Here is a 26,162-nt window from a genome sequence, read left to right on the forward strand (position 1 = left end):
GAGATAAGTAATTGTTAATAGCCTGGGTTTTGCCCGCTTCGGAGCATCTCAGGGTTGTTGTCCATTTCCGAAACCGGAATCGGCATCAGCACGTGCGTATTGGCATCGAATCCCCACAAATCGTCGTCGTAGCTAGCCCCCATGCCGAAATCCATTTTCGTCCAAGCTTGCAGGTTGATGAATCCCGCTTGGTGCCATCGCACCAGATCATTCCATCGGATGCCCTCTTCCCCGACCAGTTCGCGCATCCGTTCATCCATGATGTCTTGCATCGCTATTGCTGTCAAATCCGCCGGTTGGGATGCTTCCATTCCATCCGCCGTCGACATCCTGGCCCGCTTACGGATATCGTTCACCTGCTCGAGCGCTTCTCCTTCCTGGCCTGTTTGCAGGTAAGCTTCTGCAACCAGTAGTTTAACATCGGCCAATCGCAGGATACGCGTGTTATTTATCGAATTTATAACGCCGATCCCGGCGTATTTACCACGTTCGCCGTTGATGTATTTCACCATTTTATACCCGCCGTTGAAGGAAAAAGCGACATCCGAGACCTTAGCGAACGTCTCTGTGATACGCGGATCTTCAGGGTCGAACATGCTAACCATCTTTTGTGTCGGTGCTACAATCGTACCCTGATTTGTCCAGTCATTTTCGAAATGTTTATAGTATGCGCCCATCGTGCCCACGCCATCCCCGAAATCGTTATCCAACCAAGGGTTTTCGGCCGGCTTTAGACTTGCCTGAAATTCGAAGAGCGACTCCTCATTGTTTTCGAAGCGATAGTCAAAATTTTCTCCGAAGTGGGATGTAAGCCTCCGTGTCGGCGAAATCCGTTCGAACGCCTCGATGGCTGCGTTGTAATCTGCTGTGCTTTTCCCATTGTTACAAGCCCGGGTTACGTAGCATTTAACCAACAAGCCGTTCGCTCCATCTTTTGTAATGCGCCCTGATTCTTCCGCAGGCCATTCATCGGGCAGCAGTTGTACCGCTGCTTCCAGGTCAGCGATAGCGATATCCAGCAATTCTACGCCCTGTGTTGGAGGGTTATGGATGTCGGACAACGACTGAATCCGCTCGGTGATAGCGGGCGCTTTGCCCCACCAGGTCCAAAGTTTGAAGAAGGTCCATGATCGAATGAAAAGCAATTCTCCCTTGTTGTAATCAGCCAACTCGGGGTTGCTGTATACATTCAGGTTCTCTTCGATTTTCTCCAGCATCGTGTTGGCTCTGGCGTTCAATTGGTACAAACGGTTCCACACGAAATTCACATCCCCATCATCGCTGCTCAGTCCCTTGAATGTGTCTTTCGTCCGCGGATTGTTGCCCATCAGGTCATCGCCAGGCAGCAACCACAGCAAGTGGCTGGGTGCATTATTGTTAAACCCATAGAAATCCGTGATCTTGGCATACACGCCCCTGACACCGCGTTGCATACGTTCCTCATCGGAAAAGTAATCAGACTCCAGTTCTTTGGTTGGCTTAATATCAAGATTGCGGTCACAGCCTACACAAAGAACCACGGTAACTACTATTGTCAATATATTTTCAATCTTTTTCATGTCGATTATGCGCTATGATTAGAAATTCACGTTGATTCCGAAGCTGAAAACCCGCGGTTCGGGTTCCGCATCATTTTCAGGATCCAGCCCTCTCCAATTTGACAAGATAAAACCATTGTTAACACTGGTATAAATCCGCAGGTATTTCACATTGTTCTTCAAGAAAGTCAATGCAGACTGCGGCAGGGTATACCCGAGTTGGGCGTTGCCCAATTTGAGGTATGAGGCGTTCTCTACGTAATACGATGAATAACGCAAGCTCCCATTCGGATCCCCAACAACCGCACGCGCTATATCCGTCGAAGGATTCTCCGGACTCCATGCGTTCAACACGTTCACACTCCGGTTGTTTCCACGCGTGGCGGTACCCTCCATGGTCGCCCTCGCGGCATTGTATTTATATACATCGCCAACCCCCAGGAAGAACACCGATAGGTCGATACCTTTATAATCAATCCCGAAATTGAACCCGTAATAGTAGCCGGGAATCGTCTTGCCGAGAAACGTCCGGTCGTATTGATTTACTACCCCATCGGGAGCCGGTGTGTAAAAACTATGACCGTTTGCCGCATCCGGTGCGCCGTATATATCGATGAAGTACCTATCTCCCGGCTGGAAGGTCTGCGAAATGGTCAAATCCTGCACATTTCGGAGATAGTTGTCGATCTCGGCTTGATTTTGGAAAATACCGCCTGCTTTATATCCGTAGATGTAATTCATCGGATATCCAGCTTCAATCCGGTGCTCGCCACTGAGCGGTATTCCCCTATAGGTGGTCAGCACCCTGTTTTTCACCGTTGTCAAGTTAGCACTAACATTGTAATTCACCTTTCCAATCGTGCCGCCGTAGCCCAACGACAACTCAAATCCCGAATTCCGTACAGCAGCTATGTTGTCTACAGGACTCTCAACACTACCCACACTCGGTGGAATGCTGGTTTCCTGCAATATGCCCGTTGTTTCCTTGTAGTAATATTCGGCAGAAACCGAAAACGCGCCGAATGCCTGGGCATCAAATCCTATATTGGTGGTGGTTGTTTGCTCCCATCCAAGTTGCGAATTAGGAAATGAAAACATGGCAGCGCCAACACCGTATATACCGAGGCCATCTCCGCCCGGTCTGGAGCCGAACGCATACGTGGGTCTTTTTTCGACGGGCGAAAGATAAGCCATTGGCCTTACTTCCTGATTGCCCAATTGCCCCCAACCGACTCTAAATTTTAAATCATTTAACCACGTTACGTCGTCCATAAACGGTTCGGAGGTAAGTCGCCACGCCAGTGAAGCCGACGGAAACGTACCCCATCGCCGATCCGGGGCGAAGCGATTACTTCCATCACGGCGGACGGTCACATCAGCGTAATACTTATCGGCAAAGTTGTAACTCAACCTTCCCATCAATCCTTGCAGGGCCCATCGGAATCGTTCGGATTCGATCAATGTATATTGATTTTCGCCCCCCAGTGCCAGCAAATGTTTTTCTTTGGTGGTCATGAATTCAGATTCTGCGGTTGCATACTTTGCTGAATATTGCTGGTCCATTCCATTCAACGTCACATCGAATCTATGCTGACCTATGGCCTTACGGTAATTTACTGTCAACTCCTTAATTAAGTTGAAGTTTGTTGTACCTCTTTCCGAATAAAGGCCTACAGAATTACCTCCTCCACGATCTGTAGGGGTAGTCCCGTAGGAGAAGTAGGCACCGTTATAATCGTCGAATCTAAAACGGTCATGTCTATACCAGTCTATGCTGATAGACCCCTTAATGGACAGACCCGATAAAGGATTTACCTCCAAAAAGGCATTCCCCATGTTCCTGAGCGATTTATAATCAAGGAAATTAAGCTGACTCAAGGCCACGGAATTAACCCGTGTTCCTTCGCCGTAGCGCTTTTCACCAGACCAAACGCCATTTTCATCATACCCTTTGGCAACTTGTGCAAACCCTCGCAGAAATGAAGGACCATGAGGATCATAGATAGGCTGCCAAGGGGGCGTTTCTGCTCTGTCTATAAGGTTCGATTGGAGATTATCGTTTCCTTCTACATAAGCCAATCGATAATTCACACCAGTTTTCAACCATTTATTGAATCGATTATCCAATTTGACGTTAAACGAATAGCGATCTAGCCGCTCGCCGATTAGCGTACCCTCAGCCGATGCAAAGCTGGCCGAAGTATAATAATTGGTCGCATCCGTTTTGCCGGATACCCTTACGGACATCTCCTGATTGGGCGCATTTTTATTGATTATCGCGTTCTGCCAGTCGAAGGTTTCGGGCGTATTTCCAAGATATTCCGAGCTTTGGGGATTAAAAACCCCGTCTAGCACGAAATTGGGGTTTTGTGCATACGCATTTTCGTAAAACCGTACATATTGTTGGGTATTCATCACTTCCCAATCATTTACGATATTTTGAATTCCATGCCTAGCGCTGACTCCGATCGTGGGCTTTTCGGTAGCCCCCTTTTTTGTCGTGATCAACACCACTCCGTTGGCAGCCCTGACTCCATAAATGGCAGCAGCCGAAGCATCTTTAAGTACGGAGATGGATTCAATGTCATTGGGATCAATCATCGCCATCACATTAATCGGACCACGAACGTCTCGAACCCGTTCATCTTGGCCTTCTACCCCGCTCCCGAGTTCGGTTACAGGAATCCCGTCTATTACATACAAGGGTTCTGTAACGCCCCACGTGTTAACCCCGCGGATCCTAATTGTTGGCCGGGCCATCGGACTTCCGGTGTTTCCTGAAACATGGACTCCTGTCATACGCCCTTGCATGGCCAACTCCGGAGTCATGGAGATACTTTTCGAAATCTCTTTCGAACCGATCGTGGAAATGGACGTCGTGACATCTTTTTTCTGACGGCTGCCATAACCAATCACCACAACCTCGTCCAAATCACTAAGCGATATCCGCAGCGAGACATCTATAGACAATCTATCCCCAACAATCCGTTCAGCACTTTCGTACCCGATGATACTATAGACCAGCGTGTTTCCACCATTCGCCACACTAATCTGATATTCCCCTGCTGAATTGGTCGTAGTTGCCTCATTCGTTTCCTTCACTCGTACGGTTACACCCTCCAGCGGGTTTCCCTGATCATCGGTTACCCTGCCGCTAATGACCCGTTCTTGTCGAATGGGTTCGTCCTTCTGGTCCGAAACAGGCAGTCCTGTTGCCTTCCGGCGAATAGCAATTGTTTTGCCTTCGATATGATACGTCAATCGTTCTGGGGCGAGCAATTGATCCAGTACTTGTTCCAGAGGTCGCCCATTCACATTAAGCGAAACCAGCATACTGGGTTTAACAAAACGGTCGTTGTACATAATTCGGAACCCCGTCTGTTGTTCAAGGGTTGTTAGCACCTCCGGCAACGGATGCTGATGCACTTTTAGTGTAACTGTCTGCGAAATCGAAGCTAGGCTAATGTTTAAGCAAACCCCTAGTAAAAGAAAAGACGTGAGCCTCATAATTCGCCACAATTGGTTGTGTTTCCCAACGGAGGACAACATACTCCGCTCGGAAAATCCATAATTTATCATTACGTTTGTACGTTTGGATAGTAAAAAAATTGGTTACTGAATCGCGGTTTGTAAACCGATAATGTCCAAACAATGGGGGAGTGTTCACAGCACTTCCCTTTGTTTTTTACGGACTGGTATATAGTTTCTATGTCTCCATATGCATCCTCATTAAGTTAAGTCTTTAGTTGGTTATACAGCATCTTTTATACATTGCTCAATAGACAATCAGTTTTTCGTTGTCCGCAATCTGTGCCTGGATTTCGGAGACATTCAATAACTTCAACACTGCGTTCAATGTCAAATCACGATCCATCTTGCCGGAAAAGGTTTCCTGGGGAATCCTGCCATTGTAAATCACTTCGATGTCGTACCACCGCGCAAGCTGTTGCATAACTTCGTTGAATGGAGTGTTTTTAAAGTAAAAATATCCACTTTTCCAAGATGTATAGCGCTCAACGTCTACCTGGGTCACTATGGCCGTTACACCGCGGACGACACTTTGTTCTCCGGGTCGAATGGTGATTGATTGTTGGTGTTCGGTGTTCGGCGCCACGCGTACACTTCCTTCCACTAATGTGGTTTTGGTTTCGGGTTCGTCGGGGTAAGCAGATAGGTTGAACGCTGTACCAAGCACCTTCACAATCTGACCGTTACTTTTTACACTAAAGGGCCTACTTTTGTCTGTAGTCACCGACAAAAATGCCTCTCCGGAAATTTCTACCACGCGTTCGTTGCCAGCAAACCGACTCGGATATGTAATCGTGCTGGCGGCATTGAGCCACACCTTACTTCCGTCCGGAAGGGTAACTTGGTACGTGCCGCCTTTGGGCGTAGTGAGTGTCAACATATGGGATTGCTTTGCGCTTTTGCCGCTTTCCAATACACTTTCCCGCAATGACGCGTCAACCAATGTCCCATCGGGATAGGTGATCCCATCACCGACGACAATCCCACTTTGCTCCTCACTCAGATCAACCGTCCGGCCATCGGCCAGCGTGAGCGTAGCGCGGTTGCCGCCGGGTCGAATTTCAGTCGCGGCGAGCGTTCCGTCATCGGCCATCGGCCATCGATTGCCAACCACCCAGAAGCCCACGGCCAACACGATCAAAGCGGCCGCAGCATAGGGAAGCCACCGGCGTAATCCCCGTGTTTTCAACGGCACCCGAGACTGTGCGGCCAGTTCCGCTTTATCCCGGAAGTTTGCGCCAATTCGTTGTTCGCGACCGGTGGCCTCTTCGTCGTTCCAGAGGTCCCAATAAGCTTTCATATCATCCATGAGCCGATCTTCCTGACCGATGCGTTTGAGTAGCCATCGGTTTTCGGGTTTGTGGTCTGCCCAAGCCGCAAGTTCAGCCCGCTCAGCTGCTGTGAGTTCTTCTTTCAGGTAGTTCCTGAGTAGCGCGACGATACGTTCGTGTTGGTCCAATGCTTCCGTTTTTTAGTGGAAACGAAATCGGTGAGCGAATCTGTCTCGGCGAGTCCGAAAAGTTGAAAAAATTTAATTCACCTGTCCACCCCTGCTCAGCAGGCTTACCAGTGCCAAGTAAAGATGCAGATACCGCCCGGCGAAGGCCTTGCGGATGGCGGCGGTGGCCTTTTTCTTGGCCAGAAAGACAGCGTTGGGGGTGATACCCAACAGGTGGCAGATTTCCTCGGTGGTGAGGCCTTCAAGGTAAGTCATCCGGAAGACATCGCCCTGCCGCTCCGGCAGTCGCGCGGTTTCCTCCACCAAGGCCTGGATAAGCTCTGCATGTATGATGTGGGTGAGGGGATCGATATCTCGACTTACCAGGTCTTCATCCAACTCGCCTTGCCGCACCGCGACCCGGCGCTGCACCGATCCGAGGTAATCCAGCGATGCATTGCGCGCCGCGATATACAGGAAGGATTTGACGTTGGCCTCGGTACCGAAATTTTCGCGGGTCTTCCATAGCTTGGCAAAGGTCTCCGCAACGATGTCTTCAGCCACTTCCTTATTCCTGCATAGCCGGTAGACATGCCACGTCAGCGGCTTGACAAATTGCTTCATCAACCGGTCAAAGGCGTGCCCCCGTCCGTCTCGGAAATCCTGCATGAGCCGTTGGTTGTCATCCATGGTTGCCATCTGTTGCATTTATACATTGGTTCGGTCGGCATGAAACCGCCCCAATTTTACTAAAAATCCCAGAAAGATTTGCACCTTATTTCAGCCTAATTGTCTTTACAATGCATCCCCGATGCATAGTTATCGAATTTTATGTCTGTTATATTTTTTCAAGGTCGAAATTTTTACCAGCCTCATGATCTTTTTGCCTTGGCAGGCTTCCTTCCCACCACCCAATATGCAATACTGCCGAGCAGGGGAACAGCTAAAATCAATAGCCCCCAGATCAGCCGATGCGTGCCGGGTATCGCCATGTTCGTAGCCGCATGGAAGAGACTGTAAAACATGAATGCCAAAAACGGCAGTACGATGATAAGTTCCGTGGTTCCAAGGTTCAAAAAAAGTAAAGTCATATTTTTCTTCCTGTCTTGCTACTGCTTTTCTTCGTTAAAGTGCCGATATCCGGAATCCCGACAGACTTCCATCTGTGCTCTTTACCATGGGTAGGTCGCCATTTGGTTATATCGCAAAGGTACATTCCCGAAATCAAAAAGCAACTATCTTTAGCAATCTATTTGCCATCTCCATACATATGCTCCATGTAGCACTTCGTTATTCTCTTCCGTCTTTTGATAAACATAGTTTATCTTTACATATCGAAATAACCAATTATGAAAGTCAACTTGTTTTCCTTAGCCATCCTATCGCTATTCTTCACATTTCAAGCGTGCGATAAAGCCGAGCATTACCGGAGAATACATAGCCATGTCCTTTTCCAAAACTCTTTCCTTTTAAAATTGTAACTCATAATGACTGTTACAACGAGCTCCTATTTGCTTGTTCCCAGGGCGCACTGGGGCAACTATACGAATAGTTATCCAATGCAAATGAAATCGCTCATACTCTCACTACTTGTTTTTTTGATCCTACAGCCGGTTGTCGCTCAACGTTATGACGCGCTACGTAATTCCATGGTACGCACCCAACTCGAAACACGCGGCATCAACCACTCCGCCACGCTTGAAGCCATGCGTAAGGTAGAGCGTCATTTGTTTGTCCCCGCCACATACCAAAAATACGCCTACGATGACGGACCGTTACCCATAGGTTATCATCAAACCATCTCGCAGCCTTACATCGTGGCCTACATGACGCAATTACTGGCGCCCAAAGCCGGCGACCGCGTACTCGAAATCGGTACCGGATCCGGATATCAAGCAGCCATATTGGCCGAAATCGTCAAAGAGGTTTACACGATCGAGATTGTCAACGAACTCGGCGAGCGAACAAAAAAATTGTTGGACAAGTTGGGTTATGACAATGTCCACGTCATCATCGGCGATGGTCATAAAGGACTCCACACAAAGGCTCCTTTCGATGCAATCATCGTTACCGCAGCCCCTGAAGAGATTCCTCAGCCGCTTATCGACCAACTGAAGGATGGCGGCAGAATGGTTATCCCTGTCGGCCCCGAAGCATCAACACAAACCCTCATGTTAATAGAAAAACGAGATGGCGGGATCACCAAAACGAACTTAACCCCCGTCCGTTTCGTACCCTTTACAAGAAAAAAAGAATCCGGAAGTAATCTATAGGGTCAAGTCTTTTTGGCATCCATTTTGGTTAAAATATAACGAGCGTTCTGATGAAATCACTTCACGCTGCCACAAAATTTATAATCATTACTATATGAAAACGATTCATCCAGTTTTAGTATTCATTTTGATTTTCGCCGCAGGCTTTTTAACTTCCTGCAAGAAAATCAAAGAAAATCTGAAAGCAGATTTTGACTATGAAGCAGAGGCTATTACCGTGACTATACCGGCGATACCGATTGCTGGCGAAGGCATTGAAGTGACTCAGGAAGTAGCGATGGATCTGGATGCAATCATCCAGAAAAATGCCCCTTTGGTCAGTGCCAATAACGTCAGGGAGATTAATCTCACAGGTATTACAATCGAACTGGCAGATGCAGACGAGGACAACAACCTCCAGAACCTGGAAACGATCCGGATGGCGGTCGGAGCCGATGGTGTTGAAGAGAAGGTTATAGCAGAGATCGCCAACAATCCGGATGTATACGAAACGGCGCTGTCTATTCCTGTAACAGACGGGGCGGTGGATCTGAAACCCTATATCATGAAGAAAAAGTTTGACTATACACTACATGTCAAACCAAGGAGAGGTACGACCAAATCCTTAACCGTTACGGTTAAGACGTTTTACAGGTTCGTCGTTGGGGTGTAGTGGTGGCATCTCCCCGCGCTATATCCCCAACAACCGGTCCACCTGTTCTATCGATTCCTTCACAGTGAGCGTATGCTCATGAAACCTCGGCGATACAAACGTGATTAAGGTATGCTCACCCTTGCGGTGATAGAATGCTACATTATCAAAATTCACCCGAACGGGTTCCTCCGCTTCCAATTTCGTCAATCTAAGTATAGTCGCCATAGGTTTACTCATCATTCAGCCAATCTGCTAATATAGACATTTCCGCTGGGTATTTTACCATCTTACTTCTGTGTCTCCCGCCTGATTATTATTGCATCATTGTTGCTTTTGTAAAATCTAATCTTTAATATTGCAACTTAATTGCATTCGTTTTACTTATTCTATACCTACTATGTATACTTCACGTGTTGAATCTACGCGAGCCGGAGGTCTTTCCCGACTATCTACGCTGCTTATCATGGCCCTGTCTTACGGCTTTGCCGGGTTTTCCCAAGAGACCAAACGGCAGGATCCGTCTGAAAGTCCTTCTGTAGATACAGCTGCCCACGAGCCAGCCCGTAAACTATTTCTGGATGAGATCTCGATAACAGCATCGCCCCTCCCCAAGGAGTTGAGGCAGATCGCCTCCAGCGTGTCCATTTTGTCAAAAAGCGCCCCCGAACTACGGCAAATACAGTCCATCGACGAGGCATTGGCGTTCCTGCCCGGGGTGATGGTAGATCGCAGTCGCGGATTGACGACCACCGGCACGCACACCGGGGTCATCCTGCGGGGCACGGGCGCTGCTAATCGTACGTTGATCCTGAAAGACGGTGTGCCCATCAACGATGCGTACACGGGCGGCGTATCCGAATGGAACAGTGTAACCGCCAACAGCATCGAGCGCATTGAGGTCGTTAGGGGCCCCGGATCGTCCATATACGGTTCCAGTTCCATGGGAGGAACCATCAACCTGGTAACCCAGCTTCCGGCGGCGGAACCCGTGCTGAGCGCCGATTTCCGATACGGATCCATGAATACCTACCAAGCGAGCGTAAAGCTGGGTAAACGGTTTGCCGAGCGCTGGGGCGCCATCGCATTCGCCGAGTACAAACAAACAGACGGGTACGCCTATTTGGCGGACAACCTGTGGAACGATTACTTCCAAAAACCCAAGATGTCGCTTCTCAACGTGAATGCGAAGCTGACGTACGACTTAAGCAACGGTGCCACACTGGCGGCGACGGCCGACATCAACCAGCAGGAGCCACGGTCGGGAACGACTACCCTTTACGATGACCGCACGCTTACGGGCAACTACCAATTGCGCTACCGTAACGTACAGGCGGATTTTGCGCCAGACATCCTCGTCTATTATAACGTACAAAACCGGTCATCCCAGGCCTTAAGGTGGAACGAAAGCGCAAATACCTTCAACGATGTCAATTATAGCTCGCGGGTACCGCTGGATACCTACGGGATGATCGCCAAGGTAAGCCACCGGGTATGGAACAATGATATCACGCTTGGTGCCGACTTCCGGTTTACGGAGGTGGTATCCCGAAAGAACTATCCCAGTCAGGGCGATCAAAACTTCAGCGGTAGGCAGGACTTCATCTCGTTCTTCCTGAACGATGACGTAAGCCTTACCTCAAAACTGCATGCCAACCTGGGCTTGCGGTTCGACCACTGGTCAAACCGCAACGGACATTTCCTCGATACCCAATCGGGTGAGGCGGTGGTCATCGACTACGACAATGCAAGCTCTTCCATGCTGACCCCCAAGGTGGGGCTTACCTACGATCTGCTCCCCAACTTGCGGATACGCTCGGTATACGCCACCGGCTTCCGTGCGCCGGGCGCCTTCTACATGTATAACGCCGCACCACTCGGATCGTCTTTCCGCCTCGGAAATCCGGCCCTGAAACCGGAGCGCATGCGCTATTCGATCGATTTCGGGGCGGATTTCCAGTTGGATGACAAGCTTGAACTTTCGGCCAGCATATACGGTTCGCAGTATAGCGACTTTCTCGCGGCCGTGCTAATCGATGCGGCGGATGTGCCCGATTACTTCGATCCCGGCAATCTTCCGGTCAGGCAGTACATCAACATCGGTTCAGTCAATCTCTGGGGCCTGGAAAGCTCGGCCAGGTACCGCCTATTTCCGTCCGTATCGGTACAGGCCAGCTATTTCCACAACCAATCCAAAATCGACAAATACGAAACGAATCCCGAATACGAAGGCAAGGAGATGAGCGACAATCCGCGCCACATCTACTCGGGGGCACTGATCTACGACAATCCCCGTATCGGGCACATCAGTTTATGGGGGCGGCATACCGGCTCGTTTTTCGGCGACTTGGAAAACACCGCTGAGAAGAAAATGGATGCTGTAAGCGTGTTCGACTTGAAGTTGGCGAAAAGGGTTGGCCCCATCGGCCTCAACTTCACCGTAAACAACCTGTTCGATAAGCTGTACTATGGCAGCTACACGTCGCCCACAAGCTATTACCACGCACCCGGCCGAACGCTCTTCCTGGGCATCAACTATGAATTGTAACGAATCGCAGAAAACATGATTGAATTTATCGAAGAACTGTTGTTCCAAATCGGAAACCTGCTGCATCTGCCGGTCTTTCTGGGGCTTTTGCTGATGGTCATATGGGTAGTCTGGTCAATGGGGGCCTTTGCCGCCGAGTGGCGGTCGCGTAAGAAACGGGGCCGGGTCGATGCGTTTCTGAAAACGAACGAAACGGAAATCGCGCGGATCTTGGCACACGATGCGGCAGACATCAACCTCACCGAGTTGGTGCAGGCTTGGGAAAAAGCGGAAAACGCCAAGCTGGATCGGGTCCGGTTCCTAGTAAAAATAGCACCCTCGCTCGGATTGGTCGGCACACTCATCCCCATGGGTCAGTCGCTGTCGACCCTGTCAACCGGCGATATGTCGGCCATGGCCAGCCATATGGTCACGGCCTTTACTGCCACGATCATCGGATTGGTCTGCGGCATCGTGGCTTACCTGATCTCCCTGAAGCGGGAGCAATGGCTATCAACGGACTTCCTGGCCTGCGAGGCTATTTTGGAGCGACGGCTGCGGACGGCAACCGCAAGGCCGGCAAGAAATGGACAACTAACGGTAGAACGAGATGAGATTGCTCAACAGAAATAAGACGGGCAGCAGTCCCGTGCCACTGGAGGACCCCATCAGCGGGGTTGCCAATTTATTCGACATCAGCGTGGTGCTCATCGTGGCCATGATTGTGGCCCTCATGTCGGCGCTGAACGTGCTGGACCTGTTCAATCCGGAAACCGAACTGACATTGACCAAGAAAAACAAGGATGGGCAAATGGAGATCATCAGCAAAAAAGGCAGGGAGGTGAAGGTGAAACGGATATCGCCCGAGCAGGCTGCGGGGCAGGGCGAACGCCTGGGTACGGCGTATCAGCTGGACGATGGGCAGGTTATCTACATTCCCGAAGAATAAATGAGAAGCATCTGTATATGGTTATGCAGTCTCTGGCTGCTGCCCGTAGTGGCCCACCAGCAGGAGAAACCCACGCGGATTGCCCTGCTCGTATCAGACAACTACAGCAAGCCAGTGGCCGATGCCATCGCCATCTTGGCGGGCGAACCGGGCTTCGGGGATCGTTTTGAGATCGTAACGGCACAGCATGGGCAAGCGGAGATCGCATCGGCGGCAATCGTAGTGTGTTATGTGCACACCGGACAGGTCGTGCAGCGGTTCGCCACGCAACTGGAGGAGGCCATGGCTGCCGGAGGTACGGTATATGCCGTGGGCACCACGCCCGAGGCGGCCAACTACAAAGCCATGGGCATGCGATTCGATGCGACAGTGGATGCATATTACGAGCATCCCAGTCCGGCTAATATCGCCGCCATGGTACAGTTTCTCTGCAATCGGCATGAAGGTACTTCGTTCAACCCGCCGGCACCCCAGGCGTTCCCGGACCATGCCATCGTTGACTGGCGCACAGGCGAGCTCTTCCAAGACTTCGAAACATTCCGGCAGGCGCATGCAACAGAGTCGCCAGACGCCCCTTGGGTGGGCCTGTATGGGTTCCGGTACGAATTCGTTACCGAACAGGCCGACTACCTCAAGGCATATGCCCGGGGTCTTGCCGACGCCGGATTCAACGTGCTGCTGTTTTATGGCTTCCCCTTGGAAAAATCGATCCGCGATTTCTGCCTTGATGGCGATGGAAAGGCGCGGATAATGGTGCTGGTCAATTATTCCTCCCTCCCTGGAGGGGCTCCCGAAAAACTGGCGGAGGCGTTTACGCAGCTCGGCGTGCCCGTAATCAACGGGATAACCCTCTCGCAGCCCCTGGCCGAGTGGGAACGGTCGACCGTAGGGATTCCCGTGACCGATCGGATCCGGACGCTTGCCCGGCCCGAGATCATGGGCCAGGTGCAGCCCACGGTCATGGCTACCCAAGAAACCGTAACGGATAGCCAGGGCATCCGCTACCAGCGGAAAACCGTACTGCCCGGACGGATAACCCACCTGGTAAACCGCGTAAAGGCTTGGACGGCCTTGCGTACCAAAGCGAATACCGATAAGAAAATCACGCTGATCTACTATAACGGGCACCCGGGAAAGCATAATATCGGTGCCAGCTACCTCAATGTATTGCCCAAGAGCATACATCGTATCGTGCATGCCCTAAAGCAAGCTGACTATAACCTGGGCCGTGAGGAGACGACCGAAGACTGGCTCCTCGAGCGGGTACTGTCGGGCGGGCGGAACATCGGCACCTGGGCACCCGGCGAGCTGGCGCGCCTGGTCCGCGAGGAGGACCCGGTAATGGTTCCCCTGGCCCAATACAAGGAATGGTTCGCAGGCCTGCACCCCCGCTTCCGGCAGGAGGTGGTGCGGAAATGGGGCGAGCCGGATTCGGCGCGGATCATGGTATGGACCGATGACCGCCAGCAACGCTTTTTCGTGCTGCCCCGGGTTGCCTTAGGCAACTTGCAGCTCATGCCCCAACCCGCCAGGGGCTGGGACGAAGACGAAGAAGCGCTGTTCCACGACGTGACCCTGCCGCCGCATCACCAATACATCGCGTTCTACCTGTACCTGCAGCAGCAACAGGCCGATGCGCTGATCCACCTAGGCACCCATGGCACGCTGGAGTGGCTCTCCGGGCGCGAAGCCGGCCTTGACGACGCCGACGCGCCAGATGCGCTGCTGGGTTCGCTGATCAACATCTATCCGTATATCATGGACAACGTGGGCGAAGGAACGCAGGCCAAACGGCGGGGCGGGGCCATCATCATCGACCACTTGACGCCCCCCTTCAAGGAAGCCGGACTGCGCCCGGAGCTGCGCGAGCTGGCGGGTGCGATAAACGACTACAGCACCGCCGTGGAAAAAAGCCCCTTGCTGGCAGATGCGCACCTCAAAGCGATCAACCGCCTGGCGAGGAAGGCCAATATCCTGCGCGACCTGGACCTCTCCGCGGAGGTGCGGGCTGAGGACGTAGACCGGCTTGAACATTACCTGCAGGAGCTGAACGAGAAACAGACCCCCATGGGCATGCATACCTTTGGAGTTTCTCCCGATACGGAGAAAGCCCGCTCGACGGCCTTGGCGATGGCCAGCAGGCAAAAGGGGCTGTCGGCCGAAGAATCCGAAGCGCTGGCGGCTGAGTTCTACGAGCGCATCATGCGGAGCGGCGACGCCGAGATGCAGGCCCTGTTGGATGCGCTTGACGGTAAATTCATCGCGCCCTCCCTCGGGAACGACCCAATCCGGAACCCCGATGCGTTGCCGACCGGCAAGAATTTCTACGCATTCGATGCTTCGCGGATGCCGACCGCAGAGATCTATGAGATGGGCCGTACGCTGGCCGACCAGTTGGTCAGCGACTTCGTGCAAAAGCATCAGAGCACTTATCCCGACAAGGTGGCTTTCAACCTATGGTCCGTAGAAACCATCCGGCATGAGGGGATTATGGAATCCCAGATTTTAAGCCTGCTGGGCGTGCGACCCACCTATGATGGCTTCGGAAAAGTAAAGGGCGTGGAGCTCATCCCGCGGGACAGCCTGGGCCGGCCACGCGTAGATGTAGTGGTCACCCCTTCGGGTCTGTATCGCGACATGTTCCCGCAGGTAATGAATCTGCTAGACCAGGCCGTAACGCTAGCCTACCAAGCCCCGGAACCGGACAATGTCATCCGGCTGCACGTCGATTCGACGGTCCGCCAGCTGGACAGCCTCGGCGTGGACGACCCCGAGCTGCGCAGCCGGCTGGCCTTGGTGCGGCTGTTCGGCACCGCCAGTGGCACCTATGGCATCGGTGTGGACAACGCCGTGCAGGCGTCTGATCAGTGGGAGGATAGCCGCGAGATCGCGGATGTTTACTTCAACCGATCGGGGCACCTGTATGGACAGGGATTCTGGGGGGCCAACGACAGCACCGTCAGCGAGATGACGGGTAAAGACCTAGCCCTTTCCCTATTCCGGCAGACGCTCTCGGGCACCAAGGCGGTGGTGCATAGCCGGTCTACCAATGTGTATGGCGTGCTCGACAACGACGACTTCTTCCAATATCTCGGCGGGATGACGCTGGCGATAAAAACGCTGGATGGCACAGAACCCGATGTGGTGGTGAGCAACCTGACCGATCCGGCCGCCACGCGCCAAGAATCCCTCGATCGGTTCATCGGCAGGGAAATGAACACGCGGTACCTCAACCCCACCTGGATCACGAACATGCTGGACGAGGGGTATGCCGGGGCGAGGATGGTGGGGCAAATCACGGACAATATGTGGGGCTGGCAGGCCACGACAGACCAAGCCATCAGGGCCGAAGACTGGCAGGAATGGCACGATGTGTATGTGGCCGACAAATATGCGCTGGACATCAGGCAGCGCTTCGAAGACGCAGACAACGTGTATGCCTATCAGGGAATGCTCGCCCGGATGTTGGAGGTAGTGCGCAAAGACTATTGGACACCGGATGAGGCTACCTTGAACAGCCTGACATCGGCTTACCTGGAGACCGTGGAGGCCACAGGTCTCTCCTGTTCAGATCAGGTATGCGGCAACGAGCAGCTACTTTCCTTTGTCGAGCAGCGGACGGCGGGCACGGACGGTCAAGCGGCACTCCGCTCGCTCCACCGACAGCTCGGGCAGATACAAGGCGCCGAGACCGCCGCACCGAAAAGTGCGACACAAATGGCGAAGGCCCAGACACCGGAGACAGGCGGGCAGCACCGTCAGCCCACTAAGTCTGAGACGCGGGCGGCCAAGCCAAAAGCGACAGCACCCCAAACCGTGCCGCCAGTAAGGCACGGATACAAAATGGAAGAGGAGAACTTGTTCTCAACCGCCGAAAGCCAGCCCATGGACGGTGAAGCAGACTGGAGTACGATCATCATACTGCTTGCGGTGTTTGCGCTCGGATTCTTGCTGAAACGGGAACGGAGTTGAAGCCGAAAAGGTTCTGCATTAATTAAAAGCCTGCCGAAACTCAATTGGCGACATACTCGTTTTTTTCTTAAAAAGCGTACTAAAAGATTGCGCGTGTTCAAAACCCAGCGCATAAGCAATTTCACTGACCGATAAATTGGTTGTTGACAATCTCTCTTTAGCCTGATCTATTAATTTCTCGTGAATATGTTGTTGTGTATTCTGACCCGTGTGTACCCGAAGTAAATCACTCAAGTAGTTGGGAGAGAGATTCATCAACTCTGCGATGTGCTGCACAGTCAACAAGCCGCGAGTTTCTGTTTGCCCCCCGCTAAAATACTCATCAACCAGGTGATGAAATTTCGCTAACAATTGATGATTGTTGTTTTTACGCGTAATAAACTGGCGTTCGTAAAAACGGTTTGAGTAGTCCAACAGCAGTTCAATCTGCGAAAGAATAATTTTTTGCGTATGCCTGTCGATGTGCATACACTCTTTGTCGATTTTATCCAGAATGGTCACAAGATTTTCCTCTTCTTCTGCCGATAAATGTAACGCTTCATTTACGGAATAAGAGAAAAAGCCATATTGATGGATGCTGGTGGCCAAGCTATGTTTCAATAAAAAATCGGGATGAAAAATCAGCAAATAACCTGAACCACATTCCGTGGCTTGCAAATCGAGGTGCTGAACTTGGTTAGGCGCAGTAAAACTTAGCACACCTTTATCGTAATCATAGTGCTGCTGTCCGTATCTGATTTTTCCGGTAGCTTCCCTTTTTAATGCCACACAATAAAAGCGGTTCACAAATCCTTTCCAGATTTCATCTTCCAAAAAAATGCAATGATCCAGATTAATGACACTAACCAGCGGATGCAGGGGCTCGGGAAGCGATAAAAGATGATGGAACTGAGAAATTGATTTAATAGCGTTCATTAGTCAATCAAACCCATACTAAATTCATCATAAGGCTTACCGGTATCGGTACCAAGTGGCACAATGCTTTCTAATCGCAACAAATCCGATTCATTTAATTCGATAAGCGTGGCCTCCAGATTTTGCTCCAGATACTGACGGCGTTTTGTTCCGGGTATCGGAACAATACCTTTACTGATGATCCATGCCAGTGCAAGTTGAGAAGATGTCACATTCTTTTCTACAGCTAATGCCTCAATCGCTTTTACCAATTCGATATTCTTGTAAAAATGCGCTTCCTGAAACCGCGGAATCGCTCTGCGAAAATCATTTTCAGGGAGATCGTCTATACTTTTGATTTGACCGGATAAAAACCCGCGGCCGAGCGGTGAATAAGCCACAAAGCCTACGCCCAAATCCTTTAACGTGTTTAAAACACCGCGCTCTTCAACAGTACGCTCAAATAAGGAGTATTCACTTTGCACAGCAGTTACCGGGTGAACGGCATGTGCCCGTTTTACGGTTTCTGATGATACCTCCGATAGACCAATATAACCGATTTTCCCTTCCTTAACCAATTCACTCATGGCGCCTACGGTTTCCTCAATCGGTGTATTCTTATCCAGCCGGTGCGTATAGTATAAATCGATGAAATCCGTTTTGAGGTTTTTCAGTGAGCGCTCCACCGCCTTTTTTACATATTCCTTTTTACCGTTAATGGCCCAGGTCACTTTATCGTGATCATCAATCTCCCAGCCAAATTTGGTTGCAATAATATACTGGTCACGCTTATTGGCAACGGCCTTGGCAATAAGCTGTTCATTTTTAAAGGGGCCATACAAATCTGCCGTATCCAAGAAATTTCCACCCAATTCCAGCGAGCGGTGGATGGTAGCGATGGATTCCTGTTCATCTGCCGGACCATACATGTGGCCCTCTTCAAAACCCGTCATGCCCATACAACCTAAACCGATATTCGGTACAACCAAACCCTGGTCTCCTAATGCTATTTTTCTAATCTCCATAATTCTGCTGTCTTAACGATTCAAAATTCGTTAAGATGTGCAAAGATCTTGTATGCAAAACCCCGAATATTGTTTGCAAAATGCACGTTATCCCATGACGCCACCGGATCATAAATATTATTATCCGTTGTGTGGTTTAAATTAAGGCTTTTTCCCTTTAACCTTTTTAATTTCTTTTCCTTTTTCCAGTTTTTTAATACTATCCGCCGTTGGGAGATCTTCAGGCATCGTACCTCCCAATTCCTTTATCGTTTTGCGGACGGTTTTGCCCACTTCATAATGCGTCTGGTTGGCTGCGGTCTTCCCTTTGATATTCTCCCGCCGCAACTTCTCCTCTGTTTGCGTGGCGCGGAAAAGATTTGCTGCCAGCTCAGTGCTGCCCATATGGTCCAAAATCTGTTGGCTTTTCTTAAGTCCTTTTCGTGTGTGTATTGCTTTAGCGTCTAACCCACCGTACAACCCTTTGTAACCATGGTTTTGGAATATCGCATAATCCACCGGTTCTACCACACCGGCATTTTTTGCCGCTGCAGCAAGCTGTGTGTTGTGTCTGCTCAACTCGTTGCGTAGGAATAATCGCTTCTCTTCTTCCGTTGCCAGCCTATTGTAGGCTTCCATCTGTTGGATTTCCTGTATACGCGTCTGTACAGCAAAGTAAGTCTGCCCCAGAGCAACCACTTCTTTTCCGGGGTCTGCATTTTGGACAATGAGATAGCAAGCATAGCGGGAGAGCTTTATATCTTCGATTTTTCTTTCCGCGCCCAGTCCTATTTTAACCATTTCGTGGACTTGCACGAAATGGTCTAATACGTCTTGATTGCTGTTTTTGCATGCCTCTTTGGCTTTAGTAATGACGGGCTTAAAATTTCTATATTCTAGATACCCAAGCACCTTGCCTAAATCCCGAGCACTCCAAAACTCATTTCCATCAGCATCGACCTGATTAATCTGTTCGAAAACACTTTGTGCTTGTAATCGTTTTGCCATGAGCAGGTTGTTGTTTTGGTTTATATGACAAAGATACATTTTGTTAAACAAAAAGCAAAAATTCTTAGCAAAACACTCTAGCTTCAAGAAATCTGCAATTCCGACCCTGTTAATCCCGCCTCAGCGTCCACAATGCTTCCTTTTTGGGCAGTAAGAAGTCGCGGATAAAGTCAGAGTAATTGAAATATATCCAGGAGTGGGGATTGAAATTTGTGCGTGATCTGGAACAAGGGAAAAAAACACTTTAATTCCTAAACGATGAAGCAAAATAGGAATTTTTCCGAATACCTCAGGAGATTTGGAAATTTTCTCAGATTACATCGTCCCGATGACACCCCAACTAAGGAGCGACAATCCTTAAAATATAGTCATCTCCTTCTTCGAATGCATTGCTTTTTGTCAGCACGTCCTGCATCACTTCTACGTTTTCTCCGATTAGCGTTGCACTAAATAATTGCGCCCGTTGTAGCATCCTAATATAGGTGTCGGGAAGCCGCCGGCGCGTCAATTGCCGTAGGGCACCCAAATAATCCGTTCGGAATACCGTTGGTATAATGATTTTCGTCTGTTGCGCTTTGACCAGTTCAGCGTTCATCATCACCCTGGCCACACGGCCATTCCCATCAAGAAAGGGATGTACCTCGCTTACCATGAACATCATAAAAGCTGCCTTTGCAAATGGATCTTCAATTGCACGATAGAATTCAAAGCCCCGTATCAAAGTTCCCCTTACCAACGAGAAGTCGACGAACTCCGTATTCCCTGCACGGTTATTCCTATCTTTGAATTCACCGGGATTCTTGGATGGCCTTCCACTCAGCATAACTTTATGGCGGTATCGTAGGATATCCAGCAACTGGTCTGCACGCTCCGGGGTTATGGACATTTCCATGCGGTTACTCACCACTTGGTAAGTACCAAGCACATCGTGTGAATCTTCATCACGTGTTGGCATTGGTTTTCCCGTTTCAATGATCTTCAACGCCTCTTCCACTTCAAATTTGGTACCCTCAATGTAATTGGAAAAATAGCTTTCAAAAAAGGCAACGTTTCTAAATGCCGTCGCCGTCAGGTTCCTCTCCGGAACCTCACTAAACACCCGGTTTTGCAATTCCACAAACAGGGTTTCAAAAAGACTTATCCGTTCCGAATCATAGGGATGCCCGAAGGCCCTCGCCATGGCGACAGGGGATGTCAAGATACCCGAAGGCTTGGTTGCTAATAATGCACCGATTAATTTATCCAGCTTCTCGAATTCCTTTTCCATTCCGACCGACTGCCCGATTGTTCGTGCCTTATCCCGTAGCGCGTTTAAACCTTCTTCTCCTTTGGCAACTACGATCTGTTCAAGACGTTCCTCTATCTGCGGGAGGGGTAATACCTTTGATTGCGGCCCCGGCCGCCTTGATTCCTGCAAATTCTCCAAAATAGCACGTTCCGATTGAGAAACGTACAAGCCTTCAGTAAATAGGTTATCACCTGCTATGGCGCCTACACCTTTCATTATATTCAAGGTTATGCCTGGCAGTTTCACATTTCTGCTATACGTGTATGTCAAGAATAGATCGCCGGTAGATGTCGGCCTATATTCCAATGCGGATCGGTGGCTTAGTAAAATCCCCGGAAAGAGATGTCCGATAATCCTAAAGATATGGGGGCGTATGATATCGGCCGGGTCCCCATCTAGCTGTGGTGTGTAAATTCTCGGCGCAATCTTTCGGATTTTCCCTTCTTTCAGGAGGATAGATATCGTCCTACTGATCGCTTTGTCACTAGACGAGAAAATAATATCCTGTAAATGAAGGGGAACATTCTTATCCATACCGCTTTACTTTTAGGGGAATTTTTCTAATTAAATCAAGTAAACCATCTTTGCGTTGGGTGATTTTTAAAACTAATTAAGACAAATATAGGAATTTTTCCGATTAACAGACGTAGCCGTGCTTCCCTCAGTTTTGAAATTCTGGGACAATGGGTAACAAGCATAGCGGGTAAGTTTAACATCTGACCTGATTATTATTTTTCCCTTTCTAAACCCGTCAAATTCGACGGGTTTAAAATCCGGATTATTTAAGATTTCCCAAAAACCTAAGAGTTCGATTGTATTTCTATTCCTTAGCCAGTTTCTAATAACGTCATCCGTATGTTTGGAATCTTTATAATGCTAGTCAAAATAGGTGAACGAAAGGCAACAAAGTACATTTATTCCGATAGATCCAGCTCTATGCTATTTGCTAAACCTCACATAGCTTTGCTGGTAGGCAACCGTATCCCTATCGCCCAGTGTCGTCAAGAAATCCTCATCAAATTCGTTGAATAACTTGCCGGAAATCATGCTTTCGCTTGCCTGTCCTTCGGTTCCGGAATGGCGGTAAAGCTTGTAGATCATAATGGGAAACAACAGGGATTGGTAGGTTCCCTGGCAATAAATCACCGCCTCCCCTTTATACAGCAATTGGCCCCCCGAATGGAACGTTTCCAGCCGACCGTTGTGCTTGCCCAGTCGATAGGTGTCCAGTGCCGTCCATTGTACCGCACCCGTCGCATAGGGTCCAAGTATAAAAGGCGAGCGGAAGACCACAGCATCATTATCTTCACGGGATACCCTGTAAAGTACCGCCGAAATCCCAAGCTGTGCTGTGCTGTCCGTCGTAAACGTGATGGTGTTGCTGGGCTCTGGTGCAAACGGCGCATTGAATCCACGCTCGCTGGCGATGAAGTTCGCGATGACCGCCTCATCCGTTACTTCACCGGATTTCGTGTACAGTTTAACGCTGCCCTGACGCTCCAAGGTTACCGCTTTCAGCTCAATCGGGAAAGCACTCTCGGTCACCATTCTGCCATCTTTGCTACAGGCAGTCGTTGCCATTGCAGCTGCCATCAGCAGGATAAGGTTCGACTTCATTTTACTTACCGTTTTACGGTTCCAAATATAGGATTGCTTTTCGGCTTCTCCATCATCTGGGCCGTTCGTCCAGCAGGATCACGGTGAGGTCGCTTGCCAGCGGAGAGAAGCGCCAAGAGGTCAGTAGGTGCTTATCGGAATCCCGTGCCATGTCAAACCCGATCCCACCAACGGATGGGTTTTACAGAAGAGTGTGGAGGGCGCGGATAACGTGACACGATTTGGTCATCTTTGGTATGCTTCAGTAACGCATCAATGACATCTATTTGGAAATCGGGAAGCGAATTGGGGGGATCTCCTTTGTCGGCCTTTACCTCCCGTACGAATTTCTCCACGATATCCAGGTCGCCTTTCTTACATGAAGTGGTTGCGACCAACAGCAATACAAAAGATATATAACGCTTCATTTTCTAGTTGCCTTGGCAGGCTTCCTTCCCACCACCCAATACGCAATACTGCCGAGCAGGGGAACAGCTAAAATCAACAGCCCCCAGATCAGCCGATGTGTGCCGGGTATCGCCATGTTCGTAGCCGCATGGAAGAGACTGTAAAACATGAATGCCAAAAACGGCAGTACGATGATAAGTTCCGTGGTTCCAAGGTTCAAAAAAAGTAAAGTCATATTTTTCTTCCTGTCTTGCTACTGCTTTTCTTCGTTAAAGTGCCGATATCCGGAATCCCGACAGACTTCCATCTGTGCATGGGTAGGTCGCCATTTGGTTATATCGCAAAGGTACATTCCCGAAATCAAAAAGCAACTATCTTTAGCAATCTATTTGCCATTTCAATACATATGCTCCATGTAGCACTTCGTTATTCTCTTCCGTCTTTTGATAAACATAGTTTATCTTTACATACCAAAATAACCAATTATGAAAGTCAACTTGTTTTCCTTAGCCATCCTATCGCTATTCTTCACATTTCAAGCGTGCGATAAAGCCGAGCATTTGGGCGAAGATGTTTTCCGTACCACTTACCTGGGGCCGTCCGATGGTTGTCCGAGCTGGCCTTTGGTCCGTTTTGAGAAAAAAGATATCGATCGGTTGTCACGGTTGATTGATATGGAATTTGCAGAAGCGTACGGTGAGCGTCCGATTGCGTCTGCAGTCAATCTAACAGGAAATTACCGTGAAGGGCAAACCGTTATACTGAAGATCGGGCAATTTCCGCCCGAACAAGCAATCATCTGCCTTGCAAATGTGCGCTGGTACTTAGGTGTGTTTGTTTTAGAAGAACACCCCGATTAAGTGTGGTACGCTATCCTAACGGGATAATAAATGAGAACAAAATCACCATAGTTTCCTTTTTATCCAAAGTTTCATTTTGCAACTTCTATCCGGTCCCTCGGCTTCCTTCTTTGAGAATGGCTCCTTCTTCCAACAACTTGCCAAAGTGCGCTGTCAGGCGGGAAAGACTCCACCTTTTCTCTTTCCCCATTCTCATCCCTACCCGCTTCTTTCCTCCCAAATTAGTACCGATCAGGTAGCCTTTACCTTCCCGTTTGCCTACGCCGACATACGGAAGAACAACAGAACACTGGTGAAGCTCGTCAGTTGGCAACCTGTTACCGGACTGCTTAAACGGGATTATACATATTCGAAAGCCAACAGATCGACAATATGAACTACTTTAATGGGACATTTGTGTTTCTGGATATATGCATCCAAATGCATGAGGCAGGATAGTTCGGTCGAGATCATGTAATCCACCCCCAATGCAACGGCATTTAACACTTTCTGTTCAGCCACAGGCTTTTAGTATCTTTAAAGAAACCTAAAAATCTTTAGCTAATTTGTTATACTTCTCACAGAGGAGGCCATGAACCGGTTTTTCATTTCATTTACAGGAATCACCGACAATAGCAAGAAAGTTGTGCGACGTATTGTAGAGGCCCTACCCAGTATGCCCACCGTGCTGGTGACGATCCCAGTGGTTATTAAAATTATTAGGTCACTCGCTTTGCTAAAGGCTGATTGCCTCAAATTGCCCCGATCGAACTACTCTTGTAGAACACATGTTACCTCAATCTTCCAATATGGATTGAAATCCCTTGGTAAATTCCTCGCCATAAATCCGATGGTATTCTTTTGTAAACTGCTCAAAAGTCACTTTCGCGAGCGAATGCTTACCAAGAAATGCTAATGCCCTGCACTTGAGCGTCATGGCTTCTTCATTGACCGCATCAAAGTGAAAGATGTAGTTGGCCACTTTAATAAGAAATTCAGGATCTTCAGATACCTTAACAGAATGGGCAAATTTCAGGTAAATATCAATGACCTCATTGCTGATTTCTGATTTAAATGAGTCCAGCCATTCGTAATTCAAGTCGGACAAAAAGCTCCCCCGTTGAACGATTTCAGCAATTTTTTTGATCTTTTCCTTTTCGGATAAGCGGGTCTCCTTAACGATGTTCAGGTATTCGTAGTAGTCTACATACAGGTGGGCATGATCAATATCTGTTTTCCAATACCCGGTTTTCTTGGATATCTCGCAATGATTCAGTTTGGTTAGAATGCCCTTCAGCTTCGCAAGGTTGACAGACCGGTTGTTCCGTGCGCTTTCCTCGCTTTTATCAAGCCAAAGTACTTCCTTTAATTTTCCAGAGCTGATGCCGATTTCCCACCGTAGTGAATACAGCAGTATGAGCAGGAAGAGCTCCTTAATTAAGGGTGTAAATAAATTGGTAATGTCATTCCCCTCATCGTCGAATATCTGGGTAGCCCCGAATAGTACAATGCTGTTGCGGGTGGGGCTTGATTTTTCATAGTTCACTGATTTTACCGCAGCAGCCTCGCTTTCTACAGCTTCCTTTGTTTCATCCTCGGAAGGCAGTTCATCTGGTATATTGACCTCCCCATCTTTAGGTACATGAACGACACCTGCAGCCACCGGTTTTTTTGTTCTAGACCGGTATCGATAGAAAACAACCCCGGCGATGATGAGCAAGACTAGGGCAAGCCAGGAACCAACATAGGTGCGGTTGCCGTTCGTTTCCATCACGGGCAAGACTTCCTCGAGCACCAACGGAGGTGATTCCAGCGTGTAAATCTCAGCCTCTGTTTGTTTATCAGGCCGCTGAAAAAGGGTAACTGTAATAAATTTTCCGCTTCTATTGCAATAGAATAAATCGACAAACGATTTTACATCCTGAAACTTGTAAGGTAACGGATGACCAAGCCTTGTAAAGGAGGCGGAGTCCAATGATCCGTGGATGAGCTGTAAGGTGGAGTTGAAACTGTGTTTGGAGAAAATCAATCCGTAATAAGATCGATTAGCCTCATCGACAACGAGAGAATTAGCGAAGGCTGTGCCTTCCTCCAGCCCGCTTAGCTGGTAAACAGGGGTGATTTGCTGCTTATTGACATCAAGGTAAACCAAGTCAAACAGGCTTTTGGGATTATTTACCTGTTGCCCGTCTTTACTCCCGTATCCACCTAGTATATAGGCCCCTCCTTCAGCTTCCCCCAACGCAGCCAAGTATCGTGGCGTATAGGA

The 26,162-nt window shown here is 49.4% G+C and carries 23 protein-coding genes; 7 read left to right on the forward strand and 16 right to left on the reverse strand.

The window, feature by feature from the left end; all coding sequences use genetic code 11:
- Positions 1-14: 14 nt before the first annotated feature.
- The 5 genes from BMZ56_RS22140 to BMZ56_RS22160 all read right to left on the reverse strand — a co-directional run bounded on the left by BMZ56_RS22140 (position 15) and on the right by BMZ56_RS22160 (position 7,595).
- Positions 15-1,559, reverse strand: coding sequence for a RagB/SusD family nutrient uptake outer membrane protein (locus BMZ56_RS22140; protein ID WP_090631089.1), 1,545 nt, complete (start codon positions 1,557-1,559; stop codon positions 15-17).
- 18 nt (positions 1,560-1,577) lie between these two features.
- Positions 1,578-4,964, reverse strand: coding sequence for a TonB-dependent receptor (locus tag BMZ56_RS22145; RefSeq protein ID WP_177195263.1), 3,387 nt, complete (start codon positions 4,962-4,964; stop codon positions 1,578-1,580).
- Between the two features lie 349 nt (positions 4,965-5,313).
- The gene (locus tag BMZ56_RS22150) at positions 5,314-6,525 is read right to left on the reverse strand and encodes a FecR family protein (protein WP_090631095.1); all 1,212 of its coding nucleotides are present in this window, start codon (positions 6,523-6,525) and stop codon (positions 5,314-5,316) included.
- Between the two features lie 72 nt (positions 6,526-6,597).
- Positions 6,598-7,203, reverse strand: a complete 606-nt coding sequence (locus BMZ56_RS22155; protein ID WP_177195264.1) for an RNA polymerase sigma factor — start codon at positions 7,201-7,203, stop codon at positions 6,598-6,600.
- A gap of 173 nt (positions 7,204-7,376) precedes the next feature.
- Positions 7,377-7,595: a PLDc N-terminal domain-containing protein gene (locus tag BMZ56_RS22160; RefSeq protein WP_090631102.1), complete on the reverse strand. Its 219-nt coding sequence runs from the start codon at positions 7,593-7,595 to the stop codon at positions 7,377-7,379.
- 474 nt (positions 7,596-8,069) lie between these two features.
- Here BMZ56_RS22160 and BMZ56_RS22165 point away from each other — a divergent pair, with 474 nt between their 5' ends.
- Positions 8,070-8,777 (forward strand): protein-L-isoaspartate(D-aspartate) O-methyltransferase, encoded by a 708-nt coding sequence (locus tag BMZ56_RS22165; RefSeq protein ID WP_090631386.1) that lies wholly within the window; start codon positions 8,070-8,072, stop codon positions 8,775-8,777.
- 94 nt (positions 8,778-8,871) lie between these two features.
- Positions 8,872-9,429, forward strand: coding sequence for a hypothetical protein (locus BMZ56_RS22170; RefSeq protein WP_090631104.1), 558 nt, complete (start codon positions 8,872-8,874; stop codon positions 9,427-9,429).
- Positions 9,430-9,447: 18 nt separating this feature from the next.
- On the opposite strand, the gene BMZ56_RS22175 is transcribed toward BMZ56_RS22170, so the two are convergent.
- Positions 9,448-9,636 carry a hypothetical protein gene (locus tag BMZ56_RS22175; protein WP_090631106.1) on the reverse strand — a complete coding sequence of 63 codons (189 nt, stop codon included), beginning with the start codon at positions 9,634-9,636 and terminating at the stop codon, positions 9,448-9,450.
- A gap of 172 nt (positions 9,637-9,808) precedes the next feature.
- Here BMZ56_RS22175 and BMZ56_RS22180 point away from each other — a divergent pair, with 172 nt between their 5' ends.
- Genes BMZ56_RS22180 through BMZ56_RS22195 form a run of 4 tightly spaced genes read left to right on the forward strand, consistent with a single transcriptional unit; the run spans position 9,809 to position 16,856 of the window.
- Positions 9,809-11,956 (forward strand): TonB-dependent receptor plug domain-containing protein, encoded by a 2,148-nt coding sequence (locus tag BMZ56_RS22180; RefSeq protein WP_090631109.1) that lies wholly within the window; start codon positions 9,809-9,811, stop codon positions 11,954-11,956.
- 15 nt (positions 11,957-11,971) lie between these two features.
- Positions 11,972-12,568, forward strand: a complete 597-nt coding sequence (locus BMZ56_RS22185) for a MotA/TolQ/ExbB proton channel family protein (protein ID WP_090631112.1) — start codon at positions 11,972-11,974, stop codon at positions 12,566-12,568.
- A complete protein-coding gene (locus tag BMZ56_RS22190; protein WP_090631115.1) occupies positions 12,546-12,884 on the forward strand; it encodes a DUF2149 domain-containing protein in 339 nt (112 codons plus the stop codon). Before BMZ56_RS22185 ends, BMZ56_RS22190 begins: the two co-directional genes overlap by 23 nt.
- Positions 12,885-16,856 carry a cobaltochelatase subunit CobN gene (locus BMZ56_RS22195; RefSeq protein ID WP_090631118.1) on the forward strand — a complete coding sequence of 1,324 codons (3,972 nt, stop codon included), beginning with the start codon at positions 12,885-12,887 and terminating at the stop codon, positions 16,854-16,856.
- An 18-nt stretch (positions 16,857-16,874) separates the two neighbouring features.
- Here the strand turns inward: BMZ56_RS22195 and BMZ56_RS22200 are convergent, their stop codons facing one another.
- From BMZ56_RS22200 to BMZ56_RS22235, 7 genes are all read right to left on the reverse strand, one after another.
- Positions 16,875-17,771 (reverse strand): helix-turn-helix domain-containing protein, encoded by an 897-nt coding sequence (locus tag BMZ56_RS22200; RefSeq protein ID WP_090631121.1) that lies wholly within the window; start codon positions 17,769-17,771, stop codon positions 16,875-16,877.
- Positions 17,771-18,775: an aldo/keto reductase gene (locus BMZ56_RS22205; protein WP_090631124.1), complete on the reverse strand. Its 1,005-nt coding sequence runs from the start codon at positions 18,773-18,775 to the stop codon at positions 17,771-17,773. The genes BMZ56_RS22200 and BMZ56_RS22205 overlap by 1 nt, the downstream gene beginning before the upstream one ends.
- Before the next feature lie 141 nt (positions 18,776-18,916).
- Positions 18,917-19,762 (reverse strand): DNA damage-inducible protein D, encoded by an 846-nt coding sequence (gene dinD / locus BMZ56_RS22210; protein ID WP_090631389.1) that lies wholly within the window; start codon positions 19,760-19,762, stop codon positions 18,917-18,919.
- Positions 19,763-20,102: 340 nt separating this feature from the next.
- On the reverse strand, positions 20,103-21,584 hold the full coding sequence (locus tag BMZ56_RS22215) for a Fic family protein (RefSeq protein ID WP_090631125.1): 1,482 nt from the start codon (positions 21,582-21,584) through the stop codon (positions 20,103-20,105).
- Between the two features lie 405 nt (positions 21,585-21,989).
- Positions 21,990-22,667: a hypothetical protein gene (locus BMZ56_RS22225; RefSeq protein WP_090631127.1), complete on the reverse strand. Its 678-nt coding sequence runs from the start codon at positions 22,665-22,667 to the stop codon at positions 21,990-21,992.
- A 152-nt stretch (positions 22,668-22,819) separates the two neighbouring features.
- A complete protein-coding gene (locus BMZ56_RS22230) occupies positions 22,820-23,074 on the reverse strand; it encodes a hypothetical protein (protein WP_090631129.1) in 255 nt (84 codons plus the stop codon).
- Complete coding sequence (locus tag BMZ56_RS22235) at positions 23,071-23,289, reverse strand: PLDc N-terminal domain-containing protein (RefSeq protein WP_090631132.1); 219 nt, start codon at positions 23,287-23,289, stop codon at positions 23,071-23,073. The genes BMZ56_RS22230 and BMZ56_RS22235 overlap by 4 nt, the downstream gene beginning before the upstream one ends.
- Before the next feature lie 250 nt (positions 23,290-23,539).
- On the opposite strand from BMZ56_RS22235, the gene BMZ56_RS22240 reads away from it, so the two are divergent.
- The gene (locus BMZ56_RS22240; protein WP_090631135.1) at positions 23,540-23,914 is read left to right on the forward strand and encodes a hypothetical protein; all 375 of its coding nucleotides are present in this window, start codon (positions 23,540-23,542) and stop codon (positions 23,912-23,914) included.
- 85 nt (positions 23,915-23,999) lie between these two features.
- Here the strand turns inward: BMZ56_RS22240 and BMZ56_RS22245 are convergent, their stop codons facing one another.
- From BMZ56_RS22245 to BMZ56_RS22250, 3 genes are all read right to left on the reverse strand, one after another.
- Positions 24,000-24,227, reverse strand: coding sequence for a hypothetical protein (locus tag BMZ56_RS22245; RefSeq protein WP_090631137.1), 228 nt, complete (start codon positions 24,225-24,227; stop codon positions 24,000-24,002).
- A 26-nt stretch (positions 24,228-24,253) separates the two neighbouring features.
- Positions 24,254-24,415, reverse strand: a complete 162-nt coding sequence (locus BMZ56_RS25710) for a hypothetical protein (RefSeq protein ID WP_177195265.1) — start codon at positions 24,413-24,415, stop codon at positions 24,254-24,256.
- A gap of 274 nt (positions 24,416-24,689) precedes the next feature.
- Positions 24,690-26,144: a hypothetical protein gene (locus BMZ56_RS22250; protein WP_090631140.1), complete on the reverse strand. Its 1,455-nt coding sequence runs from the start codon at positions 26,142-26,144 to the stop codon at positions 24,690-24,692.
- Positions 26,145-26,162 lie beyond the last annotated feature (18 nt).

This window comes from Parapedobacter indicus, from assembly GCF_900113765.1.
Lineage (GTDB): Bacteria > Bacteroidota > Bacteroidia > Sphingobacteriales > Sphingobacteriaceae > Parapedobacter > Parapedobacter indicus.

Bases quoted from the DNA above. Each gene is read 5' to 3' on its own strand.
- dinD (WP_090631389.1), bottom strand. From the start codon at position 19,762: ATGGCAAAACGATTACAAGCACAAAGTGTTTTCGAACAGATTAATCAG.
- BMZ56_RS22225 (WP_090631127.1), bottom strand. From the start codon at position 22,667: ATGAAGTCGAACCTTATCCTGCTGATGGCAGCTGCAATGGCAACGACT.
- BMZ56_RS22235 (WP_090631132.1), bottom strand. From the start codon at position 23,289: ATGACTTTACTTTTTTTGAACCTTGGAACCACGGAACTTATCATCGTA.
- BMZ56_RS22185 (WP_090631112.1), top strand. From the start codon at position 11,972: ATGATTGAATTTATCGAAGAACTGTTGTTCCAAATCGGAAACCTGCTG.
- BMZ56_RS22160 (WP_090631102.1), bottom strand. From the start codon at position 7,595: ATGACTTTACTTTTTTTGAACCTTGGAACCACGGAACTTATCATCGTA.
- BMZ56_RS22180 (WP_090631109.1), top strand. From the start codon at position 9,809: ATGTATACTTCACGTGTTGAATCTACGCGAGCCGGAGGTCTTTCCCGA.
- BMZ56_RS22200 (WP_090631121.1), bottom strand. From the start codon at position 17,771: ATGAACGCTATTAAATCAATTTCTCAGTTCCATCATCTTTTATCGCTT.
- BMZ56_RS22205 (WP_090631124.1), bottom strand. From the start codon at position 18,775: ATGGAGATTAGAAAAATAGCATTAGGAGACCAGGGTTTGGTTGTACCG.
- BMZ56_RS22230 (WP_090631129.1), bottom strand. From the start codon at position 23,074: ATGAAGCGTTATATATCTTTTGTATTGCTGTTGGTCGCAACCACTTCA.
- BMZ56_RS22190 (WP_090631115.1), top strand. From the start codon at position 12,546: ATGAGATTGCTCAACAGAAATAAGACGGGCAGCAGTCCCGTGCCACTG.
- BMZ56_RS22240 (WP_090631135.1), top strand. From the start codon at position 23,540: ATGAAAGTCAACTTGTTTTCCTTAGCCATCCTATCGCTATTCTTCACA.
- BMZ56_RS22195 (WP_090631118.1), top strand. From the start codon at position 12,885: ATGAGAAGCATCTGTATATGGTTATGCAGTCTCTGGCTGCTGCCCGTA.
- BMZ56_RS22215 (WP_090631125.1), bottom strand. From the start codon at position 21,584: ATGGATAAGAATGTTCCCCTTCATTTACAGGATATTATTTTCTCGTCT.
- BMZ56_RS22165 (WP_090631386.1), top strand. From the start codon at position 8,070: ATGAAATCGCTCATACTCTCACTACTTGTTTTTTTGATCCTACAGCCG.
- BMZ56_RS22140 (WP_090631089.1), bottom strand. From the start codon at position 1,559: ATGAAAAAGATTGAAAATATATTGACAATAGTAGTTACCGTGGTTCTT.
- BMZ56_RS22175 (WP_090631106.1), bottom strand. From the start codon at position 9,636: ATGGCGACTATACTTAGATTGACGAAATTGGAAGCGGAGGAACCCGTT.
- BMZ56_RS22170 (WP_090631104.1), top strand. From the start codon at position 8,872: ATGAAAACGATTCATCCAGTTTTAGTATTCATTTTGATTTTCGCCGCA.
- BMZ56_RS22155 (WP_177195264.1), bottom strand. From the start codon at position 7,203: ATGGCAACCATGGATGACAACCAACGGCTCATGCAGGATTTCCGAGAC.